The organism is Streptomyces sp. LUP47B (assembly GCF_001746295.1).
Classification (GTDB): domain Bacteria; phylum Actinomycetota; class Actinomycetes; order Streptomycetales; family Streptomycetaceae; genus Streptomyces.
The window spans coordinates 1-18060 of record NZ_MJAH01000030.1 but is presented as its reverse complement, the minus strand read 5'-3'; the positions used below and the strand labels follow the sequence as shown (position 1 = coordinate 18060).

Here is an 18060-nt window from a genome sequence, read left to right as displayed (position 1 = left end):
GGGGGGTGGGTTACGGCAGGTCCTGCTCGTCCAGCTGGATCAGCTGGGCGGAGTCGGGCGCGGTGAGTTCGGACACCCGCAGGGCCTGGCGTTCGGTCATGTGCTGGAAGAGCTGGCGGGCTGTGCGGCCGTTGCCGAACTGGGCGTTGCGGGGGATGCGTTCGACGTATTCGGCCAGTGCCTTGCGGGCGGCGGTGGTGAGTTCGTACTGGTGGCGCTGGGCGTGGTGTTCGACGATGCTGACGAGTTCGGCCGAGCTGTAGTCGGCGAAGGTCAGACTGCGGGTGAAGCGGGAGGACAGACCGGGGTTGGAGCCGACGAAGCGGTTCATGTCGTCGGGGTATCCGGCGGCGATGACAACGACCTCGTCGCGGTGGTCCTCCATGAGCTTGACGAGGGTGGCGATGGCCTCGGTGCCGAAGTCGTTGGCGGCTCCGGCCGGGACGAGCGCGTAGGCCTCGTCGATGAAGAGGACGCCGCCACGGGCGCGGAGGAAGGCCTCGGTGGTCTTGGGGCCGGTGTGGCCGACGTACTCGCCGACGAGGGCGCTGCGGTCGACTTCGACCAGGTGGCCCCGGGTGAGCAGGCCGAGGGCCTTGAGGAGGCGGCCGTAGAGGCGGGCGACGGTGGTCTTGCCGGTGCCGGGGTTGCCGGCGAAGACCAGGTGCCGGCTGAGTGGTGGGGCGGGCAGTCCCGCCTGCTCGCGCAGCCGCACGGTCTGCATCAGCTTGACCATGCCGCCGACATCCCGTTTGACGGTGTCGAGGCCGACCAGTTCACCGAGTTCGGCGAGCAGGTCTTCGAGGGTTTCCGGCTCGGGTTCGGGTTCGCCCTGCTGCCACAGTTCCGCTTCGGCGGGTGTGGTGGGGTAGCCCGGGGTGTTCGGGGTGCTGGGCTCGAAGGGGGCCGTGGGCCGGGGCGGGGGCGGCGTGGCGGGCCGGTCGGTCAGCGTCGGGAGTACGGCCGTGCGCACGCGGATGGCCGCGCAGTCCTCGAAGAGCGGCTCGGCCCCGTCGGCGAGGCCGACGTCCTGCCCGCAGTCGAAGACGCGGCAGCCCCGGAAGCGCACCTTGGAGCCCTTGCCGATGTGCAGCGCGGGGAAGGCGGAGCCGGTGAGGTCGCAGTGGTCGAAGGTACCGCTCACCGAGTCGCCGACCAGGATGGCGTTCTTGCCGCTGCGGTCGACGCGCACCCCGCTGACTTCGGCCGTGGCTCCCCGGCCCAGCACCAGGCCGCTCCCGGCGGCACCCGAGACGCCGCCGCCGGTCATCATGAGGCGGCCGCCCGCGTCGACGGTGACGCCGGCGGCGCCCGCCTCGGCGATCCTGGTGCCCCGCAGGACGGCGGCGGAGTCGGTGCCAATCTCGACACCGCTGCGGCGCTGGCCGAGGGCCGTGCAGTCGCGCAGTTCGGCGGGCCGCTCGGCGGTGGAGCGGATACGGACGCCGGTCTCGCCGCCCGTGACGCGGACCGCGTCCAGGACCGCCCGCGCCTCGCCCTCGATGTGCACTCCGCAGGTACGGAAGCCGTCCAGGGTGCTGTGGGCCATCTCGACCTGCGCGCCGTCGACCGCAGCCATGCCGTGGTCGCCGCTCCGGCGCACCCGGCCACCACTGATCACGGCGACCGCATGCCCGCCGAAGTGCAGGGCCGTGCCGCCCGCGTGGTCGACGGTCGTCTCCTCCAGCAGCACGGTCGCTTTGCCCACGGCCAGCACCCCATGTCCGCCCGGCGTGGCGATCTGGCAGCCGCGGGCGGTGAGGCGGGCGGTGTCGGTGGCCTCCACGCCGTTGCCGCCGGGCTCGGTGACCCGGCAGTCGACGAGTTCCGCCCGCGCCGCGTGGGACAGGCGTACCCCGGACCGTGCGGCCTCCTCGATCCGGCATTGGGCGAGCACGGCCTCGGCATCGTCCTGGACCAGGAGGCCGTTGCGCCCGGCGCCGGTCAGGGCGCAGTCGAGGGCCAGCAGCCGTGCCGCGCTGCGGACCCGCAGCGCGGAACCGGAGACGCCCCGCACCCGCAGCCGTTCCGCCAGCAGTACGGCGGTGCCGGAGAGCACCGCGCCGATGCCGTCGACCTCCTCGATCAGCGTGTCCTCGACCCGCGCGCGGGCGTCGCCGGTCAGGTGCAGGGCGGTGTTGCGGGCGTTGCCGAGCGTGGTGCGGCGCAGCAGCAGGACGCCGCCGCCGTTGACGGGGTCGGCCAGTTCGGCGGCGAGGTCGGCGTCGGGTGAGAGGCTCGCGTTGGCCACCGTGGAGGAGCCCGTCGCCGAGCCGACGACCTCGATGCGGCCGCCGTTCAGCTCGCACTCCTCAAGCGTCAGCGCCGCCGCGTCCTCGACCCGGACCAGCGGCTCGGCTGGGTCGGTGCCGCGCAGCACCAGTCCGGTGAGCGCGCAGTTGGGCGCGGTGACGGTTACGGCGGGTCCGGCGGGCGGGCAGACGACCACCGAGCCGACGCCGCCCTCGGGTTCCAGGACGACCCGGCGGGCGAGCCCGAGCGGCTCCGGGTACTTGCCGGGTTCGATGCTGACGACCGCGCCGGCGGGGGCGGCGGCCAGCGCGGCCGTGATGGTCCGGTGGGCTCCCCTGCCTTTGGCGGCCACGCGTATCACCGTCATGCGGGGGTGCCTCCGTTCGAGCCGTCGACCGGGTGGGTGTAGTAGCCGGGGCCGATCAAAACGGTGAGGTCCTTCATGAGGAACAGCTGGTAGAAGGTCTTGTCGATCAGCTTGCCGGTGGCGCCGATCGCGATGGTGTCCAGGAAGCCGCCGCGGTGGAACCAGCGCCCGCCGAGGTTGTTGGTGAGGAGGGTGCGGCCCAGGCCGGTGCTGACACCGGCGATCGCGCCGCCCGCCGCGCCGATCGCGCCCGCCAACAGCGCGTCCGTGCCGTGGAGTTTGACGGTGTTGCCGTCCTTGTCCTTCACGCCGAAGACCGCCGCCGTCGCCGCGCCGCCGACGAAGCCTGCCACCACGCTGCTGGTGAGGCCTACGCCGAAGTCGTAGCTGCCCAGCCGCCAGCGGAGCACCTTCTCGTTGCCGCCCCATTCGTCGCCCCAGTTCTTGTCGTTGGGGCGGCGGTTGTACGGGTTGCCCTCGTCGACCTGGCCGAGCCCTGTCCGCCACGGGCCACCGCGGTAGGCGGCGAGGTGGCCGGCGGAGAAGGTGCCCTTGACTCCGGCGCTGATGGTCGCGCCGAACGCGGCCTTGGCCACGTCGGTCACGGTGAACGGGGTGCCGGTGGCGGCCGCGACGATGCCGTAGACCGCCAGGTTCATGGTGAAGTCGAGGATCCACTCCTGGACGAATTCCACGAGGAGTTGCCGCCCGGCCCGGTAGGCGAACGGCTTGACGGTGGAGGCGCCGTCGATGCTCGCGCCCCACTGCCAGATGTTCGCCTCCTTCCAGGTCCGGTTGAAGCCGCGGAAGTCGGCCAGGGCGCCGGTGAAGTTGGTCTCCCGGCCGGCGAGGGAGACCCGGCCGAAGGTGTCGGTGTGCCAGACGAACCCGGAGACGGTCCGCTGGTCGATCATCGTCACGCCGTCGGTGCCGTAGCGGCGCCACTGCTTGTGCCAGTCCTCGCTCTCCAGGTAGGTGCCGTCCCGGAGTTCGATCTTCCGGCCGATCTCGACGCCGTTGTCGTACTCCTTCCACACGTGCCGGTCGATGGTGGTGAGCCCCGCCGGGTTGGCGGCGTATTCGCGCACCCGGTGGGGCACGTCGGTGAGCCACGACGTGCCGGCGGGCTTGGCCAGGATCTCCTGGACGGTGTGGTTGACGCTGGTGACCTGGTCCTTCCAGACGGCGCCGGACTGCCAGTCGGGCAGGGGATTGCCGTGGGCGTCGATCCACTGGCGGATGCGGTCGCCGGGGCCGGTGCCGAAGGTCTTGATCGTGCCGTTCGCCTCGATCTTGTTCCAGTGCCAGGTCCGGCCGCCGGTGGGATTGGGGACGGACCAGGAGTCGATCGTGGTGCCCTTGGCCAGGAGCCGGTGGTCGCGGACCAGTTGGCCCGCGCGGTCGAAGTCCTGGAAGGACTCCCGGTCCCAGCCCCAGGCCGTGACGTCACCGCGGTGGTGGTTGAGCTTGCGGACGCCGCCGTTGCCGAGGCTGTCGGTCCAGCGCACGTTCCCGTCGAGCATGCCCGTGGAGGTGACCTGGATCGGGTTGCCGGTGCCCGCCGGGTCGGGCCAGGTGTCCTGGCGGGCGACGACGAGGCCGTGGTGGTCGTAGCGGGTCCAGTCGCCGTTGTTCAGATGGGCCGGGGTCTGCTGGCCGGGGGCCGGGCGGTATTCGACGACCGTGCCGTCGTCCAGTCCGGACCGCACGACGTTCCACTGGCGGCCCGGCACGTTCGGCGTGTACCAGTCGTTGCCGGTGGGGTTCACGGCGACCCGGTCCTGCCAGACCACCCGACGGCCGTCGATGGTGGCCGAGGTGAAGTCTGCGCCGCTGTAGGTCCGATGGCCCTGTGGTTTGCCGGTGCCCTGCGACCAGGGGAGGTAGCCGTCGTGGAGGTTCACCCCGTTGGGCATCTTCACGTCGCCGACGGTGAGGGTGTCTCCGTTGAGCAGCTTGCGGCTCTCGCGGACGACGATGCCGCCCCGCAGGATGTCGGTGGTGGTGTCGCCGCTGACGAGCCGTACACCGTAGGCGGAGGGGCCGCCGCCCGCCGGGGTCTGGGTGAAGGTGTGGACCTGGAGCTTGCCGTCCTTCTTCAGCCAGGGCACGTGGTCGAGGTTCACGGCCCGGTAGTCGCTGCTCATCAGCGAGCGCCAGGCGACCGGGGGCCGCTGTTCGGCGAAGCGGCGGATCTCCAGGAAGTCGCCGTTCTTCAGGGTCAGTCCGGCGCCGTTCTCCTTGCCGTGCGCGGACCAGGACGTGTACTCCGCCTTCGGCACGCCGTCCGCGCCGATCTTCGTCTGGTGGAAGCGGCGCACGTCGTGCGCGGACCAGGTGAAGCGGCCCCACTTCTCGTGGACGACGACGTTCGCGCCGGACTTGGGATGGACCATCGTGTCGGTGAAGCCCCGGCCGGGGCCCCAGTCGCGGGTGCCGTTCGCGATCGGCCGGTACTCGCTGTCGTAGCGGGTCCAGGTCGTCTTCGCGAAGCTCTGGCTCAGCGGCTTGTTGTCCAGTTGGGCGAGGACGTGACCGCCGTCGGGGGTGGCCTGGAAGTGCCGGATCCGGGTGTCGACGCCCAGGTTCGTCGTCACGTCGAACCAGCTGCGGCCGCTCTCGCCCCAGTGCCGGGTGCCGAAACGGACGACCCCGCCGTTCCCGTCGTACTCGGTCCAGCCGCCGCGCTGGTTGAAGCGGCCGAAGTCGCCGGCTCCGGCGGGCGAGTGGTAGGAGTCGAGCACGTGCCCGTTCGGCAGGGGCCTGCGCTCGAAGACTTCGACGCCGGAGTGGCTGACGAGCTGGACACGTCCCTCGCCGAGGCCCTTCGCGTTCAGGGTTCCGCCGTCGTACCAGCCCCGGGCGCCGGTGACCGCCTGGGGGTTTCCGGTGCCGTCCAGGCGCACGCGCTCCCAGGTCGGCTTGGTGACGCCGTCCGTCGGGTGGGTGACCTTGAGGTACTCGGTGGGCTTGAGGGTGCCCTTGTTGACGATGTTGATCCGCTGCTCGGTGATCCTGCCGAGGTTGTCGTACAGCTTGTACTCGCCCGCCCGCGCGCCCGGAAAGCCGTCGACGCGGTAACCGCCGCCCGGCTGGGGCGTGATGGTGTGGCCACCCGCGGGAACCGGGGTCAGCTCGCCGTCGAGGAGGGTGTGGGTGTCGGTGCGGATGAAGCGGGTGCCGACCGAGTCGGTGAGCTGGATGGTGTCGAACTGGTGGGCGCCCTGGCCGTCGTGGACGCGGAACACGCCCGTGCCCGCCGTGTCCACGGCGGCGAGGTCGACCCGGCCGCCCGCGTCGACGAAAAGGATCTCGCCGTCCTGGGTGATCCGGAAGCCGGCGCCTCCTGGCCTGGCGGCGACCCGTACGTCGTCCATTCGGACCAGGTTGGCGTCGAGCAGGTCGACGCCGCCTGCCGGGTGGATCTGCAGGGTGCGGCCGACGGGGGCGCCGCCGCCGTCGACAACGCCCCGGCTGACGGTGAAATTGCCGCCGGGACCGGCGGTGACGGAGGCGTGCGGTACCGGGGCGCCGTTCATGTCCTTCAGCACCGGGACCGGGTTGGCGCCGGTCGTCGGGGTGTGGACGAGGCCGCTGCCCTGGGCGGGGGTGAGGGTCGCGATGTCGTCGGTGTGCACACCCTGGGCGTTGACGGCGATGTGGTGGTCGCCCTGGTGGATCCGGAAGCCGCCGCCCTGCTGCGGGACGACGACGGCGCCGTCCAGGCGGGGCGGGGTGCCACCGAGGCCGATCCGGATCTCGCCGCCGGCGAGCGGGCCGCCCTGGAGGGTGAGCAGGTCGTGGGTGTGGGTGCCGTTGGCGCCGTAGACCGTGGTGCGGTTGTTCGGGGCCGGTACGTGCAGCTCGTTGCCGACCTGGGTGATCGCGCCCTGGTCGACGCCCGTCAGGTCGGTGCGGGCCGGCACTCCGCCCGGTGTGTTCGGTACGAGGGCCACGTCGCCGGTGCCCTGGAGCGGGACCGCGGTGTGGGTCGGGGTCCCGGTGCCGTCGAGCGCGTGGCCGGGGGTGCCGGTGAGGTCGACGTGGAGGCGGCTGCCGGCGAGCGGGCCGCCCTGGATGTCCAGCAGGTCGTGGGTGTGGTTGCCGTTGCCCGCGTCGAAGACGGTGGTGCGGTTTCCGGGTGCGGGGACGTGGAACTCGCCGCCGACCTGGGTGATCGCGCCCTGGTTCGCGCCGACCGCGTCCACCCGTACCGGGGGCCCCTGTCCGGCGGGGATGTGCACGAGGTCGTTGGTGCCCTGGAGGGCGAGCACGTCATGGGTGCGGACGCCGTCGAGACCGACCACGATGTGCCGGTTGCCGTCCTCGATCCGGAACGCGGACGGCGGCTGCGGAGTGGGCGGGACGGCCGGGTGCTGGGGGGTGACGGTGGCGCCGGTGATCCGGGTGCCCGCGGCGTCGACCAGGTCCGGGCCCCTCAGATAGCCGCCGCCCTCGATCCTGATCGCGTCGTGGGAGAAGGCGCCGTTGGTGGTGTGAACAGCGACGACTCCGGCCGGAGTCTGGGGTGTGCGGACGTGGTAGACGCCCTGCACGGGGGTGACCGTGGCGCCGGGGTGCGGGACGGCGAGGGCGTCGGTGAGCTGGGGACGGCCGGCGCCGGTGAGCACGTACAGGTTGTTGCCGGCGCCGCCGCCGGTCAGCTGGGTGCCGGTGCGGCCGGGCAGACCGGTCGCCGGGTCGTAGAGCTGGAAGCCGCCGTGGGTCGAAAGGCTCAGCTCGCCGCTGGCAGTGTAGTAAGGCTGCCCGGGCGGCAGCGGAGGCCCGGACACGTGCCGTACGGCGTTGGTGCCCAGCAGGTCGATACCGACCGTGGTGCCTGCGTGGGGGCCGCCGGCCAGGGTGATCAGGCGCTCGTCGCGGACGGGGGTCGGGCCGCCCGCGGCACCCAGGGTGAGGTCGAGCCGGCGGATCTCCACGGCGCTGACGGCGTGGTCGACGCGGACCAGGTCGGTGCCGTTCGGGCCCGCGCCGGACAGGTGCTGGGTGGTGATCGGGGGCGCACCCGCGGCCTGGAGCGGGGTGACGCCGGTGATCCGGCCGGGTGTGGTGCCGAATTGGACCTGGATCTGGGCGTTGGTCACGCCGGGGACGTTCACCGTGACAGGTGGGGCCGCGGGGCCCTGGGCGGGCAGGTTGGCGGGGTTCAGGTGGGGAGGACTGACCGTGCCGTGTACGGCCGTGAGGCCTGCGTTGCCGGTCAGGCCCGCGTTCGTGGGCGGCATCGGGCCCAGGACGTGGGAGGTGGCCAGGGTTCCCGGCGGGAAGTGCTGCATGCCGCCGACCGGTGCCCAGTTGTTCGCTGCGTTGAGGGAGTAGGTCCACTGGTCGGTGCCGCCGTTGTTCGGCAGGGCGCGCTGGACGATGAGGACGTCCTGGCTGTTCTGTACGGCGTGCCAAGCGGTGACGCCCTGGACGCCGCCCGTGTTGACGTGGATGTTCGTGCCGTTGGGGCCCGTGCCGGGGGTGACCCGGACGCTGACGCCGGGCAGCGAGGTGTCGATGTTGGTGAAGGTGTGCTGGAAGTTCAGCCGCACGCCGGTCATCATCCGGACCTCGATGGTCCGGGAGGCCAGCGCGGACAGGTCCACCTGGCCGAGCCGCGGCAGGTCCACGATGTGAGCGCCGGGCGGGTTCAAGCCGCCCGTGTTGGCCGGGGTGGGTGCCGGGGTCGGGCTCACGTGACTCACGCCGGCGGGCGTGGTCGCGTGCCCCGTGCCCGGGGTGGCGACGTGGGCCGGGGKGGGGGCGTCGAGGCGCGCGGCGGGGGTGGTGCCGAGGGCGGGGACGTCGACGTGGGCGAGGTTCACGGCGGGGGCGCCGGCGGCGGTGACGGAGGGGAGGTCCACGTGGGTGGCGTTCGGCCCGGACGGAACGTCCACGTGGGTGGCGTTCAGCCCGGACGGAACGTCCACGTGGGTGGCGTTCAGCCCGGACGGAACCTCGACGTGGGCGATGTTCAGGTCGGCGCCGTTGGCCGCGCCGGTGCCCACGGAAGGCACCTCCACGCGGCCGACGTCGACGTTGACGCCGCTCACCCCCCGCGCGTCGACCGACGGCACGTCGGCCCGGCCGATGTTCACGGACGGCAGGTCCACGCGCCCGGAGTGCACGGACGGGGTGTCCAGCCGCGACAGGTTCACCGCCGGCAGGTCCAGGTGACCGGCCGACGGCATGTCGACGTGGGCCATCGAGCCTGCTGTCGGGATGTCGGTGATCCGCGCGTCCACGCTCGGCATGTCGATGTGGATGGCGTGGGAGCCGGAGGACACCGAGCCCAGGCTCGGCACGTTGATCTGTGCGACGGACGGGACGTCGACCTGCCCGGTCGCCGGGAGGTTGATGTGTCCCACCGAGGGTGTCGACACCGACGGCAGGCCGTCCAGCCGGCCGACGCCCGCCGAAGGCGGTGAGAAGCGCACGCTTGCGGTGCCGACGGAGCCGAGGTTGGGCACGTTGACGGGCCCGGCGTCCAGTGCCCCGGCACCGGTGCCCATCGACGGCACGTTGATGACGCCCGTCCCCGGCGCCGTCACCGAGGACATCGGGCCCAGCGTGGGCAGGTCGAGGTGGCCGACGCCGCCGATCGTCCCGCCTGTTGCCGGGATGTCGACGACGCGGGCGTCGATGCTGGGCATCGAGGCGGAGAGCTTGCCGCCCAGGCCGTTAAAGCCGCTGAGGTTGATCGTGCCGATGGAGCCGGACAGCTGGGTCGGCGTGAGGTTGCCGAGACCCGAGGCGATGCCGCCGCCCGTGACGTTGGGCGTGAACTGTCCGGTGCTGATGCTGGGCAGGGAGCCAAGGCCGGCGCCGGGGCGCAGGATGTCGAGGCCGGCCGCGATGCCGCCGCTGACCTTGCTCGTCACGCCGAGGAACTGGCCGCCGGCGAAGGCGCCGTAGCGGTACATGCCGAAGATGCCGCGGTCGATGACGCCGATCTTCAGCGCGAAGGCGAGGCCGTTGCCCATCTCGTCGGCGGCCACCGGCAGGAAGAACCGCAGTCCGTTCAGGCCGCGCACGCCGTTGATCATGCCCGCGCCGAGTGAACTTCCGAGCCCCCGGATGCCGTTGAGGCCGCCGATCACGGATCGCAGGCCGAAGAAGGTCTTCGCGCCCATCAGGTTGATCACGGTCAGTTCGGCGGAGGCGGGGATGACGCTGAAGCCCTTGCCGAAGGAACCGCCGGTCATCGTGAAGCCCTTGATGCCCGGCATGAACGTCAGGTTCGGGACGTGCAGGCCGCCGATGCCCTTCAGCCCGTTGCTCAGCCAGATGTTGGTGGCCCGGAAGGCGTCGTCGACGCCGAGGCCGAGGCGGCCGAAGAGCCCGAGCGCGTTGGGGCCGCCGAGGAAGAGGTTCTTGCCGCCCGCCCAGGCTCCGACCCCGGCGCCCTTCAGGCCCTTCCAGACGTTGGCGAGGTTGATGCCCTTGGTGGTGGGCGCGATGACGCCGATGATCGACAGCACCAGTTCGGTGATGCTCGCCTTGCCCTGGGAGAAGTCCACCGCGGTCTTGATCAGCAGGGCCACGTTGAGCGCGATGGTGAACAGCGCGAGCGGGCCGCCGACGATCATCGCCGGGATGACGAGGATCAGCGCGAGCCAGCCGAGCGCCTTCCAGAACTCCTCGCACTCGTCGATGGGCGAGGCGATGCTGTCGGCCGCGTCCCGGATGGCCGCCGCGGCCGTGCTCGCCGCGTCCTGGAGAGCGTCCTTGGCGTCCTCGGCGGTGGACTTGTGGGTCGCGCGGCCCTCCTCGTCGTCCTCGGCGAGTGCTGCCGCCGCCTCCAACGCGGCGTCCGCCCGCCGCTGTTGCTCCCGCATCACACCGGAGAACGTCCGCAGCGCGCTCTGCACGTCCACGTGCGCCTGCCGGAAGGTGGACACGTAGTTGCGCAGATCGCCGTCGATCACATCGCGCAGCGCGTCGGCGGTCTTTCCGACGAACGCCCCGTCGGTGGTGTCGAGGATGCTGTCCAGACCCGAGTCGATGGTGTCCGCCAGCTCGACCAGGTCGTCCTGGGAGGTGATCAGCTCGTCGATGCGGTCCGGGTCGCCGGGCGTCGGATCGCTGTCCATGCCGAGCGCGCTCCAGTCGGCGGGGCGGGCCATCGGGTCGAACACTCCTTCCGATCGGGGACCTGTCGCCCTGTCCACGCACGGGGGTGGTGAAAAGGTTCAACCAAGGGGACGGCATTTTCCGTTGAAGCCGTTGAACCATTCGGGGCCACTGGTGCGTGGAGAGACGGAAGGGATCCCGGGACCGCCCGGGGCAGGACCGAGCGGGAGGCGTGGTGCCCGATTTCTCCATCGACTACGGCGCCCTGCACAACGTGCAGGCGCAGATGCACGAGCTCGCCGACGCCGCCGACTCGGGCGGCGCGAGCGGGGTGTTCAAGGAGGTCGGCGAAGCCACCAGCTCCGAGCGCAAGGCACTGTTCGGCTCGTCCGACCTGTCCTACGCCTTCAATCTCTTCTACACGCGGTCCAGTTCGCGTACCAAGCAGGCCAAGGACGGTCTCTCGGAGCTCGCGGACACCTTCAGCGGGGTCGCGGACGCCTTCTTCAACGCGGACGCCCAACTCTCCTCCGCCGCCGGGCTGATGAGCGGAAGCATCGGCCTGGACGAGTGGAAGAACGACAAGGCGGCCTACGACGCCTGGCAGAACGACAAGACCGCCTGGGACGCCTATCTGCACGACATCGGCGCCTCCGACTACTTCGCCGAGCACCCGGACGCCGACATCGGCACGGTCTGCAACGCGGACGACGCGCCCGGCTGGTGCGACACGTGGATCAACGACGACGACGCGCCCACCGACCCGGGTCCTGCCCCGGAGAAGCCAGCGGACACCCCGCCGACCTCGTACACCTACGAGGACGAACAGGGCAAGGTCGACGTCACCGTCGAACTGGACGACGACTACAACGTCATGAAGGAAACGTCCACCATCACCACCCCGGACGGCCAGTCCTACACGTCGGTCACCACCTACGACTCCGCGCCGCAGCTCATCACGCCGGAGAACGGCGACTCCTTCGACGCCCGCGACTACACGATGGAGACCACCTACGCGGACGGTTCGAAGACCACCACGGAGGTCGTGATCAACGACGACGGCTCCGGGACCATGACCACCACCGACGCGGACGGCAACACGACCGTCTCCACACGCCCCGGTCCGGACGACGACTGGTCCGAACCCGAGGAGGACGAGGAGTAGTCCCCCGGCCGGGCCGCTCCCAAGGACCCATCAGAAAGGTCAGTCAGGCATGGCAGCCAACATCTCCCTGTCGTACTCCGAGATCGAACGCGTCTCCAACCTCCTCGACACCAGCGTCGAGGAGACCCTTGTCCCGCGCATGGACGAGGCCAAGACGGAGGTCGACACCCTTCTGGACAACGGCCTGGTCCTCACCAAGGCCAGTCCCGCGCTCCAGGGGCAGTACGAGAAGTTCACCCAGTCCCTCAAGGACGCCACCGACAGCATCAAGGGCTTCGCGGAGCAGTTCCGCCAGATCATGCAGTCCGTCCAGGACATGGACCAGGACATCGCCGACAAGGTCAACAGCAACGGCTGAGCAGCACACGGGCAGCAGGAGGCACACAGCATGGCAGTCACCATCAGCGGCAACCAGGACGTCGTCTTCGACTACGACGAGATCGCCCGGACCGCGACGACGATGGGCACCAAACTCACCGACATCAGCACGGAGTTGACCAACCTGCAGACCACGGTCAGCAACCTCCTCCAGGACGGCCTGGTCTTCGAGAAGGCAAGCCCGGCACTGCAGTCCGCGTACGAGAACTTCAGCAAGCAGATGGGCGAGTCCGCCGCCAACATCAAGGCCTACGCGGACAGCTTCAACGACATCGCCGAGGCCATCGCCGAGTCGGACCAGACGATCGCGAACGACGTCGCGGCGGCGCAAGAAGGCTAGCTCCGGGCCGTTCAACGACGATGAGGGGTGACGCGGTGTCGCGTCACCCCTCATCGTGTGCCCGGCTATCCGCCCAGGACCGTCAGCGGCACCTGGACCATGATGGGCGTGCCCGACTCGCTCGCCGTCCAGCCGCGGCCCGCCGGAAGCGGGATGCGGACCTGTTCGGTGGCGATGCGGACACCGATGAGGTCGCCCTCGGCGATGCTCTTGGGGCCCAGGAGGATGCCGCGCCTGGAGCGGCGGGCCATGCCGACCCAGCCGAGGGAGCTCATCGACTCGGGCAGTCCGGCCAGCAGCAGCCCCTGGCGGCGGTCGCGTCCGGCGGCGGCGACCTGGCGCAGCACCTTGTCGGCCTTGCAGCTCAGCAGGAGGTCGGCGTCGTCCACGACGACCACGGTGGGCTTGCCCTCGACCGCCTTGAGTGCCTCGGTGACGGCATCCGGCGAGGGATCGGGGTCGGTGAGGACCTGGGCGAGGTCGTGCGCGGCGAGCTGGCGCAGCTGGGACTCGCGGGGCGTGATGACGACCAGTGAGGTGCCGCCGAGCAGCAGGGAGACGCACATGGAGGCGAGCGTCGTACTGCGTCCGGTGCGCGGCGGGCCCGCGACCATGAAGGAGCCGCCGCCGGCCGCGAAGTCGTAGCCGAGCGGCTCGCCGGTGTCGCCGCCAACGCCGAGGAGGGCCCACAGCGGGCGCCGGTTGGCCTCGGGGACCTGGTCGACGGCTTCCTGGAAGCCGATCAGCGCGGGCAGTTCCGCGATGCCGAACGGCCGCCGCGCCTGGGGCACGGTCGCGTCCCGGGCCGTCGTACGGCGGCCGATCTCACGCAGCGCGTCGCCCTGGTCGGCGCCGTCCTCGGCCGGCAGGAGCGCGATCTGGGCCTCGATGCCACTGGGCGCGAGCCAGCCACGGCCGGCCGGAATGTGCTTCGGCACCTTGTGCCGGCTCATGCCGGCGAGGTTGTAGTCGCTGGGGTCGGCCTGCCTCAGCAGCAGCCGCTGGTCGTTGTGGGCCGCGAGCCGCCCGCCGAGCAGCAGGCGTTCGGAGGTGGCGATGACATGAACACCGGCCGCCGTGCCCTCCCGGAGCAGGCGGATGATCTCGGTGTAGACGCGACCCCCGTCGTAGTCGTCGAGCAGGGCGCCGAGCGCGTCCCAGCCGTCGATGAGGAGCAGCAGCCGGGCGGGGCGGCGATCCTTGGGCAGCTTGGCCCGCAGGTCGTCGAGGCCGGCGCAGTCGTGCTGCGAGAGCAGTCGCTGACGTGCCGTCAGCTCGCTGCTCAGGCGGGCGATGAGGCGCTCCATCCGCTCGGTGTCGTGGCGCGGGACGACAGCCCCGCAGTGCGGCAGGGACTCCAGGGCGCCGAGCCCGCCGCCGGCCGCGTCGATGCCGTAGATGTGCAGGTCGGAGCTGGGGATGGCGAGCGCGGCCGCGCCCGCGACGGTACGCAGCACCTGGGTGCGGCCGGAGCGTGGGGAGCCGATGACGTAGAGGTGGCCGAAGGTGGCGAAGTCGATGGTGCCGAGCCGCTGTTCCTGGAGCTGGGGGATGTCGAGCCGGGCGTAGGGGACGAGCGGCAGGGCGCCCGGCGGTGTCTTCGCGACCGGCGGCAGGTCCCCCACGCCGACGCTGTCGGCCATCGGGGGGAGCCAGGGGCTGGGCTGCGGCTGGTAGTCGTCGAGCAGGTCGGCGGCCCGGCCGATGGCCTCGACAAGGGCGCGCAGATCGGTGAGCGGCTCCTCCCCCGGCAACACGGCCATGGCCGGCTCGTCCTCCTCGTGGGCGGACACCTCGGCGGGACGGCCGAGCCGGGCCCAGGTCAGTTCGACGCCGCGCACGGGCCGGGCGGACACGGCGCGTTCGGCGCCGCTCCCGCCGCCGCGTTCGGCTCCGACCCAGGCGCTCTGGAAGGGCGTGGGCGCTCCGGAGCCTCGCCGGATGAGGGCCCGGCCGGGGTTGGCGGGCGAGATGCTGACCGCGTCGGGGGCGTTGATGATGTCCTGGCTCTCGGCCCGGTCCGTGACGCGCAGCGCGATCCGCAGGTTGGTGTTGGCACGGATCTCGTTGCTGACCGAGCCGCCGGGCCGCTGGGTGGCCAGGATCAGATGCAGGCCGAGGGAACGGCCACGCTGGGCGAGGCTGATCAGACCCGGTACGAACTCCGGGAGTTCGCGGACCAGGGTGGCGAACTCGTCGATGACGAGCAACAGGCGTGGTAGCGGCGGCAGTTGGGGGTCACGGGCCCGCTTGGCCCGGTACTCGGGGTGGTCCTTCGCCTCGACCTCCGCCAGCACCCTTTCCCGGCGCCGCAGTTCGGCGTCCAGGGAGGCCAGGGCGCGCTCGACGAGGTGGCCGTCGAGGTCGGTGATCATGCCGAGGGTGTGCGGGAGTTCGGCGCATTCACGAAACGCGCTGCCGCCCTTGTAGTCGACGAGCACGAAGGTCAGTTCGTCGGGCCGGTTCGCGGCGGCCAGCGAAGCGATCATGGTCTGCAGCAGCTCGGACTTACCGGATCCGGTGGTACCGCCGACCAGTCCGTGCGGCCCGTCCCTGACCAGGTCGAGACGGAGCGTGCCCTCGTAGCCGGTGCCGAGCACGAACGCGGTGGACGCCGGGCGGCGGGCCCACTGGGCGGCCAGCGCGGCCGGGTTGGGCGGCTCCTGGCCGAGCAGCGGCAGCAGCCGTACCTCGGTGGGCAGTCCGGACTCGCTGTCGACGGTCACATCGCGTACGGGGGCCAGCGCCCGGGCGACCTCCTCGCACCAGTCGGCGTCCACGAGGTCGGCGCGGACGTCCTCGACGACGGGGGCGCCCGAGGTACGTACGGTGAGCCGGTTGCCCTCGGTCGTGACGACGGTGGAGCACTCCTCGGGCAGCAGCCGCTCGCGTTCGTCCACGCAGAGGCTGAAGATGCGTACCGACGGTCCCTGAGTGAGGAGTTGGACCACGCCGGGCACGTCCCTGAGGCGTCGGGCGCCGTCGAGCACGACCAGGATGTCGGGTTCGCTGAGCAGGGTGTGGCCGAGGGCGGAGGAGGCCTGGGCGCCGGTGCGGGCCTGGATGTCGGCGACGAGTTCGTTGACGCGGTGGGCGGTGGACTCGGGGTCGTTGCCGAGGGCGATGACGCTGCCGGGGCGGCCGGGCCTGAGGTGCGGCAGCCAGCGCACCCAGCTCCAGGCGTCCGCGTGTTCGTCGCCGGTCAGGACGACGATCCTCAGGTCGCGCGGGCTGTGCAGGACAGCGGCCTGGGCGACGGCCCAGCAGGCCACCGTGCGGGGGGTGTCCCCGGGTCCGGCGAGGCCGACGACGCGCAGGTCGGTGAGTTCGACGCCGAACGGGGCGTCGGCCAGGCGCCAGTGGACCTGGCGGTGGTTGGTCTCACGGGCCTGGTCGTCGATGCGCTTGAGGGAGGGGCGGGTGACCGTGCCGAGCCGCAGGGTGAGGTGGTCCGGATCGCGGCGGCGGCGCTGCCACAGCAGGCTGCCGGGGCCGGTCGCGGTGAGCAGCACGGTGGCCGGGTCGGGGAACGTCGTGTTGCGCAGTTCGCGCTCCTCGACGGTGGCGTCGCGCATCTCCAATTCCAGGGCGGCGCGGCGCAGCCGGTACAGCCGTAGCGCCTCCTCCTGCGCCTTGCGCCCCGACCGGCGGCCCATGACCCAGTTGCTCACCGCCATCATCGGCGTGAAGAAGATGAAGACGACGAAGTAGAAGGTACGGAACAGGCTCATCATGACCAGGCCCATGACCAGCGGGGCCATCATCATCATGAACGGGAAGGGCCTGCCCCGGCGTTCACCCGGCGGGCCCTGCATACGCATCGACTCGGTGTCCAGGTGCGGGGCGATGCGCGGAGGCCGGTTGTACTCGATACCGAGACCGTCGGCGGAGGCGTTGACGGCGGCGTCCGGCTCGAAGGGCTCGACGCGGCGCAGGAGATGGTCGCCGAGGGAGAGGTCGGCGTAGTCGGGCCAGGGCTCGGAGCCGTCGTCCGGGGGCGGCAGTTGTCCGGCCGGGGCCGGCGCGGGCTCGGCCGGCAGGCCGTCGGGACCGGGCGGAGCGGGGTGCGGGGTGTGGCCGCCAGGTCCCCCGTCGTACGGCCCCGCGGGTTCCTCCGCGGTGAGCGGGGTGCCGGTTTCGGGGTCGACGGGGGGCGGCGGGGTGAGGCTGCGCAGACCGTGCCGGGCCGGGTCGGCGTCCTCCGGCAGACGGAAGGTGACCTCGCCGTCGCTGCCCACGGTGAGCCAGACGCCCTGCTCGGGGGCGTCACCGCCGTCCAGTCGCAGGGCGCAGCCGCGATCGGTGCCGACCTCGTGGCTGCCGGGGCCCAGCCACCAGGACCTGCCGGCCCCGGGGCCGCCCACGTGCCGGATCTCCACCAGCACCGGGTCGGTCGACGGCGGCTCCCAGGACCGGGTGGCGCTGCGCGAAGGGACGGGAACGCCAAGGCCCAGAACCGCCCCGGTGCGGATGCCGCTGGCGGCGACGGGCACATCGGGGCTGACAGGCCGTTCGCCGAGGTAGAGCCGAGGGCTCTCCAGCGCCAGGCCGAGATCGGCGACAGTGGCGTCCTCGGGCAGGTCCAGCAGATGGTCCGTCCGGCGCCCGGCGGGGTCGGCGGTGGTGAGGGTCAGTTTCACGGGGCGGTCCGTTTCACGGCCGGGCTCGGCTCGGCGGTCTGGGTCGGGCGGACGGCGGGAGCGGTTGCCACGGCGGCAGCGGCAGGCCTCGGCGGGCCGGCGCGGAACACCTGCGCCGGCTCCTCGCCCTCCTCGAACAGATCCGTCTCGCCCAGCCCGGTGGCGGCCTCGGAGGACGGGGCGGGCGGCAGGACCGGCGGGATGCCGGGCAACACCCGGGCAATGGCCCGGCCCAGCGCGTCACAGCGGGCGAGCAGCGGGGTGCCGGGTACGGCGACCCGGCCGTGCCGGTCGGTCAGCAGGGTCCGTACATAGCCCCGCCCCGGGCCCCGGACAAGGACGCGCAGGGCAGGGGTGTCACCGGGCGGGGCGGCCAGCTCCGGGGGCAGGGGGTCCGGCAGTTCGGCGGCTACCAGGACAGGAGCGATGCCGAGCCTCGGCGGGGTCTCGCGGGCCATCCGGTAGGCGGCGCGGACCGGTTGCCCCGGGTGGTCCCGGTGCACTCCCTCGGCGACGACGACCAGCGGGCGGGGCAACCGTACGTCGAGCTGGGCGGCGAGCGCTTGGAGCAGGGCACGGGAGGCACGCTCGTCGCCGGTCACGGAGAGCACGGGCGGGCCGACGGCCAGGTCCAGGAAGGCGCACTGCTGCTCGCCGGCGAGATCCACGGTCCCGGCGGCCACCACGATGGGGCGGGCGTCGGCCGCCTGCGGCGTCACCGAGGGCAGGTCGGCGCGAGCCACGGTCCAGGGCTCCGGCTCGCCGCGCCCCGCCAGCAGGACGGTCACCGTGCCGACGCCCACCAGCGCGGCGTACGGGCGCGCGGGCGCGGCGGCGC

The 18060-nt window shown here is 72.1% G+C and carries 7 protein-coding genes; 3 read left to right on the top strand and 4 right to left on the bottom strand.

The features are described 5' to 3' along the window. Window positions 1-10: 10 nt before the first annotated feature. Both BFN33_RS46675 and BFN33_RS46670 read right to left on the bottom strand, forming a co-directional pair. Window positions 11-2620: a right-handed parallel beta-helix repeat-containing protein gene (locus BFN33_RS46675; protein ID WP_069766308.1), complete on the bottom strand. Its 2610-nt coding sequence runs from the start codon at window positions 2618-2620 to the stop codon at window positions 11-13. After that, complete coding sequence (locus BFN33_RS46670) at window positions 2617-10752, bottom strand: hypothetical protein (protein WP_069766307.1); 8136 nt, start codon at window positions 10750-10752, stop codon at window positions 2617-2619. The genes BFN33_RS46675 and BFN33_RS46670 overlap by 4 nt, the downstream gene beginning before the upstream one ends. Window positions 10753-10934: 182 nt before the next feature. Here BFN33_RS46670 and BFN33_RS46665 point away from each other — a divergent pair, with 182 nt between their 5' ends. From BFN33_RS46665 to BFN33_RS46655, 3 genes are read left to right on the top strand one after another with little or no spacing between them, the layout of a single operon-like run. Beyond that, window positions 10935-11864 (top strand): serine/arginine repetitive matrix protein 2, encoded by a 930-nt coding sequence (locus tag BFN33_RS46665; protein ID WP_069766341.1) that lies wholly within the window; start codon window positions 10935-10937, stop codon window positions 11862-11864. Between the two features lie 49 nt (window positions 11865-11913). Next, entirely contained in the window at window positions 11914-12222 is a 309-nt protein-coding gene (locus BFN33_RS46660) for a hypothetical protein (protein WP_069766306.1), read from the top strand. A 30-nt stretch (window positions 12223-12252) separates the two neighbouring features. Then, a complete protein-coding gene (locus BFN33_RS46655; protein ID WP_069766305.1) occupies window positions 12253-12582 on the top strand; it encodes a hypothetical protein in 330 nt (109 codons plus the stop codon). Window positions 12583-12647: 65 nt separating this feature from the next. Here BFN33_RS46655 and BFN33_RS46650 read toward each other — a convergent pair whose 3' ends face one another. Both BFN33_RS46650 and BFN33_RS53565 read right to left on the bottom strand, forming a co-directional pair. Next, complete coding sequence (locus tag BFN33_RS46650; RefSeq protein ID WP_069766304.1) at window positions 12648-17222, bottom strand: FtsK/SpoIIIE domain-containing protein; 4575 nt, start codon at window positions 17220-17222, stop codon at window positions 12648-12650. Continuing rightward, window positions 17219-18060 (bottom strand): hypothetical protein (locus BFN33_RS53565; protein WP_069766303.1); only part of this gene is annotated, 842 nt, incomplete at its 5' end. The genes BFN33_RS46650 and BFN33_RS53565, both read right to left, overlap by 4 nt.